The following is a 1,961-nucleotide window of genomic DNA, read 5'->3' as shown; positions in this document are numbered from 1 at the left end:
CAGGGATGTATTTACGGCGTGTCCGTGAAGGGGTTACCCAACTCCTGTCACGTATTTCAATTCTTAAAACTTTCCTTTGTTGGCTTCAGGAAGCCCGAATAACATCGACTCCCAAGGTCTCCAAACGTTGTTTTGCCTCATCAGGAAAACCCGAATCCGTCACCAGATAGGCAATCCGCTCCCAGGGCAATTCAAGGTTGTGGATCTTCCGGCCCAATTTGTCCGATTCCGCCATCACGATGACTTCGCGTGCCACCTCGGCCATTACCTGGCTCAGGCTGTACAGCTCATTAAAAGTGGTGGTCCCGCGTTCCAGGTCCAGGCCATCGGCGCCGATAAACAGCTGGTCAAAGTTGTAGGAGCGCAGCACCTGCTCGGCCAGCTGCCCCTGAAAGCCTTCGGATTGTGGGTCCCAGGTACCGCCGGTCATCAGCAGGGTGGGTTCGTTTTCCAGCTCACGCAGGGCGTTGGCGATGTTCAGAGAGTTGGTCATCACCACCAGCCCCTGCTTGTGGGACAACTCCGGCAACAGGGCGGCGGTGGTGGTGCCGCTGTCGATGATGATGCGATTGTGGTCCAGAATCAGGTCCGCTGCGGCCTTGGCCATGGATTGCTTTCGTTCCGAAACTTTTTCGGTACCCGGGTCGACGATCATTTCCTGGGGCAGGGGCACGGCGCCGCCGTAGCGGCGCAGCAGCAGGCCGTTGTCCTCCAGGGCCGCCAGATCCTTGCGGACCGTCACCTCGGAGGTACCGAAATGCTGGGCCAAGTGCTCGACACTCACCTCACCCGCCTGGGTGAGCATGTCGATAATGGCGCGGCGGCGCTGCTGGGTGTTGCGTTTGTTCATGATCCACTTCAGACGACAAGTTTCGATTTGAAAGATATTCTAGTGGATCGAAAGGGTAATGCAAGGTTTTTCGCAGGTAGGAGGGGGTAGAGAGAAGAGAAAACATCAATAAAAAGCCACCGAGGTCGACCCCGGTGGCGCAACGATTGGGCCTCCTTGCCCTGCTGAGTCAGATGATGACCAACTTAGTAGGTGAAACGGGCACCCAGAGCCCAGCGGGCCTCATAGATGTTCTGGAACACTTTCTGATCTTCAAATTCGAGGTAGGTGTCCTGATACTCTTCATTGATGTTGGCTCCGTTTAGGTACACGGACCACTGATCAGTGATGTCGTAGGTGACGTTCAGATCGAGTTGGCCATAGTCATCCTGGTACAGGGCCTGTTCAGCCAGCGTGGCAGCGCCACCAATGGCGATCAGACGGGGCGAGCGGAAGTTGTATGCCAGACGGGCCGACAACCGGTCGTTCTCATACCAACCAACGATATTGTAGGTATCTTCCGAGTTGTTCGGGAAGGGCAGCTCTTTGCCCGCCAGGCCGGTGGCGTCCTGCGAGCTTTCGGACAATGTGTAGTTCACATCAAAGCCGAAATCGGACAGGAAACCGTCGGTCAGGTCGCCAAAAGCAACTTTCGCGGCCAGCTCGAAACCATTCACCTCGCCACCGGTACCTTGAACCAAAGCTGAGAAAGGCCAGGGACCGCGGTTAATGCCATCGCTATCCGGTTCGTCCAACATGATGGTATCGGTCTGGACAAAGCTGTCGATTTCGATCCGGTACATGGCGGCACTCACCATTGAGGCATCACCCAAATACCATTCCGCGCTCAAGTCATAGTTTTTGGCGCGAGTGGGATCGAGCTCCGGGTTACCGTTCAGACTGCCATCCACAACGCGCATGCACTGACAGTCGTCATTGAAGGTGCGGCCCACACGCTTGGCACCACCCCAGTCCATCAGGTTCAATGGCTGCATGGTTTCACCGTAGCCGAGACCGACAATCACGTCATCGGTCGCGTTGATGGCGACGTTCAGGCTTGGCAAGACGTCTGTGTAGCTCCGGCGGGTCACGACATCACCGGTATCATAGGACACGCCGGAGGGCGGCACTT

2 protein-coding genes are annotated in these 1,961 nt (G+C 56.4%); both read right to left on the bottom strand.

Going from position 1 to position 1,961, the window contains the following annotated elements:
• Positions 1 to 85: 85 nt before the first annotated feature.
• The gene (locus B3520_RS16130; protein ID WP_286876437.1) at positions 86 to 850 is read right to left on the bottom strand and encodes a DeoR/GlpR family DNA-binding transcription regulator; all 765 of its coding nucleotides are present in this window, start codon (positions 848 to 850) and stop codon (positions 86 to 88) included.
• A 185-nt stretch (positions 851 to 1,035) separates the two neighbouring features.
• Positions 1,036 to 1,961, bottom strand: a 926-nt coding sequence (locus B3520_RS16125; RefSeq protein ID WP_286876436.1) for a TonB-dependent receptor domain-containing protein, incomplete at its 5' end; no start/stop codon positions are given.

The sequence above is a fragment of the Marinimicrobium sp. UBA4509 genome, from assembly GCF_002388575.1.
Lineage (GTDB): Bacteria > Pseudomonadota > Gammaproteobacteria > Pseudomonadales > Cellvibrionaceae > Marinimicrobium > Marinimicrobium koreense.
Note: the sequence above shows the minus strand (reverse complement) of the source record. Positions and strands in the feature narration are given on the sequence as shown.